We start from the raw sequence: 4,443 nt of genomic DNA, 5'->3' as shown, positions 1-4,443 counted from the left end.
GGTTAAGCGATGCGATCAGTGGCGACCCAACGCTGGAAACGCTGGCGACCAGGGCCGTTTCCCAGATCGCGTCGACTCTTGACGCTCAGGTAGGTGCACTGTATCTGGCAAAGGAAGCCGAAAAGCCAAAACTCGTGTTGCTGGGCAGCTACGCCTACAGCAAGCGCAAGAACCTTTCCAACGAATTTGCACTGGGCGAGGGACTGGTGGGTCAGGCAGCGCTCGAGCGCCAGCAGATCCTGATACGCAACGTGCCCGAAGACTATGTGCGCGTGACCTCTGGTCTCGGTGAAAGCCTGCCAAGATTCATCTGTGTCACGCCGATCGTCTACGAAAACCGGCTCAAAGGGGTGCTCGAGATTGGCATGCTGGGCGAATTTAGTCCCGTGCAGATGGAGTACATGACACAGGCCATGCCATTGCTGGCCATCACCATCGAGAGCGCCCAAGCGCGTGACGTTCAGGCGCAACTGCTTGAGGAAGCACGTCGGCTTACCGAAGAGCTGCAAACACAACAGGAAGAGCTGCGCACCAACAACGAGGAGCTCGAGCAACAGTCGCGTCGGCTCACGGAGTCGGAAGAACGCCTGCGCGTTCAACAAGAGGAACTCGAAGTGACCAACAACGAGCTGGAGCAGAAAAACGAAATGTTGCAGCGCCAAAAGGTCGAGGTCGAGCAAGCCCGCCAGGTGGTCACCCTGAAAGCCGATGAACTGGCACTGGCCAGCAAATACAAATCAGAGTTCTTGGCCAATATGTCGCACGAGTTGCGCACGCCGCTCAACAGCCTGCTGCTGCTGGCTCAAAGCCTGGCCCAAAACAAGAGCGGCAACCTGACCGATGATCAGGTGGAGTCGGCACGCATCATCTACAGTGGCGGCAACGACCTGCTGAACCTGATCAATGAAATTCTGGATCTCTCCAAGATCGAGGCGGGCCGAATGGAATTGCAGATCAGCAAGGTGGCAGTGGCTGATATAGCCGATGCTGTGCGCTCATCGTTTGCCCACGTGGCCCAGGCCAAAGGGTTAAGCCTGGAGGTCGCCATCAATCCAGATGCGCCTCAAGAGCTTGCAACCGACCACAAACGGGTGGAGCAGATCATCCGCAACCTCCTGTCCAACGCCATCAAGTTCACCGAAACCGGCAGTGTGATCGCCAGTTTTGGGCGAGCCGACAAGGCCGGCTTTGAAGATGGTCTTAGCATTTCGGTCAAAGACACGGGCATCGGAATCCCGGCTGAAAAACACAAACTGATTTTTGAGGCGTTTCAACAAGCCGATGGCAGCACCTCCCGCCGATTTGGCGGCACAGGCCTGGGGCTGACCATCTCGCGGGAACTCGCGGCACTGCTTGGGGGCGAAATCCGGCTGGCCAGCGAGCCCGGTGTAGGTTCGACCTTCACCCTCTTCTTGCCGGCTGCCGCGCTGCAAAATCCCGCACAGCGCACCCCAGATTCAAAGACGGCGCTGGCCCATGTGCGTCGCTCCGCCGCCAAGTCGCCGACACCAGCACCAGGTGGCGCGCCACCACTGCGCCAAAGCTACATCGCAGACGACGTCGGCAACATTGCCGATACCGACAAGCTGATCGTCGTCATCGAGGACGACCCAAAGTTTGCCACCATCCTGCTTGGCAAATGCCATGAGAAGGGCTTCAAATGCCTGGCGGCGGCTGACGGCGAAAGTGGTCTGGCGCTGATCGACAAGCACCTGCCGGCGGCGGTCATTCTTGACATCCACCTGCCAGGCATGGACGGCATGATGATCTTGAGTGCTCTCAAGGAAGATATCCGCACCCGGCACATTCCAGTCCACATGGTGTCGGTCGACGACTCAATTGGCGAATCCATGCGTCTTGGCGCAGTGGGTCACGCGGTTAAACCGCTGGACCAGGAACGCCTGGAAGATGTCTTCCACCGGCTGGAGGACGTGCTTGCACTCAAACCAAGGCGACTTTTGGTCGTTGAAGACGACCCAGTGGCGCGGCAGAAAACGCTGGAGCTTTTGTCCGATGACGACTTGACGGTGGACGAGGCGGCCAGTGGCGCCGAGGCCATCCGGCTGCTGCGCGCAGAACATTACGACTGTGTCGTGCTGGATCTCAAGCTCCCTGACATGGATGGCCAAAGCATGCTTGAACAGCTTGAGCGCGATGGCATCGAGCTGCCGCCGGTGGTGGTCCACACCGCGCGCGACCTTAGCGCCCGGGAAGAGATTGGCCTACGCGAGCATGCCGAGTCCATCATCGTCAAAGGCGCACGCTCACCCGAGCGTTTGCTCGACGAAGTGACCCTTTTTCTGCACCGTGTGGTCAGTCGAATGCCAGAAAAAAAACGTCGCATCATCGCCGACCTGCATGGTGCCGACGCCGCCCTGCGCGACAAAAAAGTACTGATCGTCGACGACGACATGCGCACCATGTTCGCCGTGTCGCGTCTGCTCACCGAGCACGGCATGGTTGCCCTGAAGGCCGAAAACGGGGACCGGGCCTTGCAACTGCTGCAGGAAGAACCCGTGATTGATCTGGTGTTGATGGACGTGATGATGCCCGTCATGGATGGTTACGAAGCCATGCAGCGCATCCGCCAGATTGAGCGTTATCGCAAATTGCCCATCATTGCTCTGACTGCCAAGGCCATGCCCGAAGATCGGCAAAAGTGCATTACGGCCGGTGCCAGCGATTACCTGCCCAAACCCATTGACCCGGACCGCCTGTTCTCAATGATGCGCGTGTGGCTGCACGGCGCCTATGGAACCAGCCATGGAAAAGAAACCCATTGAGCTTGAAACGATCGAAGTCGAATTGCTGCTGGAGGCCATCTGGCGGCGTTATGGCTACGACTTTCGTGCCTATGCGCGCGCCACCATTGAGCGCCGTCTGCGCCAGTTTGTGTCGCGCAGCGGTGTTGAAACCATCAGCGAGCTGATCCCGAAGGTACTCCACGACACCGAGTTTTTCTCACAATTGGCGCGCTACTTCTCGATTCCCGTGACCGAGCTGTTTCGTGACCCCTTGGTATATCGGGTGCTGCGTGAAAAGGTGTTGCCACTGCTGGGTACCTGGCCACATATCAAGATCTGGCATGCCGGCTGCGCCAGTGGCGAAGAAGCTTACTCCATGGCCATTGTGCTCAAGGAGGCCGGCCTGTACGAGCGCGCCACACTGTATGCCACCGACTTTAACGATGAGGCGCTGGATCGTGCCCGTTCCGGTATTTTTGACATTGACAAAATCCAGGAAGCTACCCGCAACTACCAGCAAGCAGGGGGAACCCGCGCGTTTTCCGAGTATTACCATGCTGCCTACAACGCTGTGGCGATGGATGCCAGTCTGCGGGAGCGCATCGTTTTTTCCAATCACAACCTGATATCTGATGGTCTTTTTGGCGACATGCACCTGGTGCTGTGCCGCAATGTGCTGATCTATTTCAACCGTGAACTGCAAAACCGGGTGCTTCGGCTGTTGACTGAAAGCCTGGTCAATGGGGGTTGCCTGTGTCTGGGAACCAAAGAAGATCTGCAGTTTTCCGGTGATGTGTTTGAGCGATACGAAGTGGTTGACCGCAAGGCACAGATCTACCGAAAACGGGTGACTTTATGAGTTACCGGTATGTTGTGATTGGTGCATCAGCCGGGGGACTGGACGCCCTGATCCCTTTGCTGCAGGGCTTGCCAGCCAATTTTGCTGCGCCGATCCTGATCGTTGAGCATCTGCACCCGAGTGACGGAGGTGATTTCTCAAATCATCTTTCCAGGCTGACCAGCCTGAAGGTGGTCGAACCCTGCGACAAGGCTCGGATTCAACCCGGGCACGTTTACACGGCACCTGCCAACTACCACATGCTGGTGGAGCGCGACGACCGCATCAGCCTCTCGGTCGATGAGCGGATCAACTGGTCGCGTCCGTCCATCGACGTGCTGTTTGAAAGTGCCGCCCATGCATGGGGGGCTGCGGTTGTCGGTATCCTGCTGTCCGGTGCAAACTCGGATGGAGCGGCGGGGCTCTTGGCCATCAAGTCAGCCGGTGGACACACGCTGGCGCAAGACCCTCAGGATGCCAGCAGCCCAACCATGCCACGCGCCGCCATCGATGCCGGCGCAGTGGACGAGGTTTTGCCCTCAAACCGTATGGCGGCGCGTCTGATGTCACTCTGCAAGACTCAGGTGCCGCAACAAGGAGCACAAGATGAATGCTGATGGCGGGACATTGACCCCCATACAAAAAATACTGATCGTCGACGACAAACCTGAAAACCTGACCGCACTGCGCAATGTGCTGTCTGATTTGTCGGTGACCTGTGTCAGTGCCGAAAATGGAAACCAGGCACTTGCAGCGACACTGCACCATGACTTTGCCTTGGCGATCCTGGACGTGCAGATGCCCGGCATGGACGGCTACGAGCTGGCCACACTGATACGCGGCGAGCCCAGGACACGCCAT

4 protein-coding genes are annotated in these 4,443 nt (G+C 58.0%); all 4 read left to right on the top strand.

The window, feature by feature from the left end:
• On the top strand, window positions 1-2,783 hold a 2,783-nt coding region (locus KBF66_RS18900), incomplete at its 5' end, for a response regulator (RefSeq protein ID WP_296661213.1).
• Window positions 2,764-3,603 carry a protein-glutamate O-methyltransferase CheR gene (locus KBF66_RS18895; protein ID WP_296661211.1) on the top strand — a complete coding sequence of 280 codons (840 nt, stop codon included), beginning with the start codon at window positions 2,764-2,766 and terminating at the stop codon, window positions 3,601-3,603. The genes KBF66_RS18900 and KBF66_RS18895, both read left to right, overlap by 20 nt.
• Entirely contained in the window at window positions 3,600-4,199 is a 600-nt protein-coding gene (locus KBF66_RS18890) for a chemotaxis protein CheB (RefSeq protein ID WP_296661209.1), read from the top strand. The genes KBF66_RS18895 and KBF66_RS18890 overlap by 4 nt, the downstream gene beginning before the upstream one ends.
• A partial coding sequence (locus tag KBF66_RS18885; RefSeq protein WP_296661208.1) for a response regulator occupies window positions 4,189-4,443 on the top strand: 255 nt, incomplete at its 3' end. The genes KBF66_RS18890 and KBF66_RS18885, both read left to right, overlap by 11 nt.

Source organism: Rhodoferax sp. (assembly GCF_018063565.1).
GTDB lineage: Bacteria > Pseudomonadota > Gammaproteobacteria > Burkholderiales > Burkholderiaceae_C > Rhodoferax.
Note: the sequence above shows the minus strand (reverse complement) of the source record. Positions and strands in the feature narration are given on the sequence as shown.

Coding starts and splice junctions, on each gene's coding strand:
- KBF66_RS18895 (WP_296661211.1), top strand. CDS start 2,764: ATGGAAAAGAAACCCATTGAGCTTGAAACGATCGAAGTCGAATTGCTG.
- KBF66_RS18890 (WP_296661209.1), top strand. CDS start 3,600: ATGAGTTACCGGTATGTTGTGATTGGTGCATCAGCCGGGGGACTGGAC.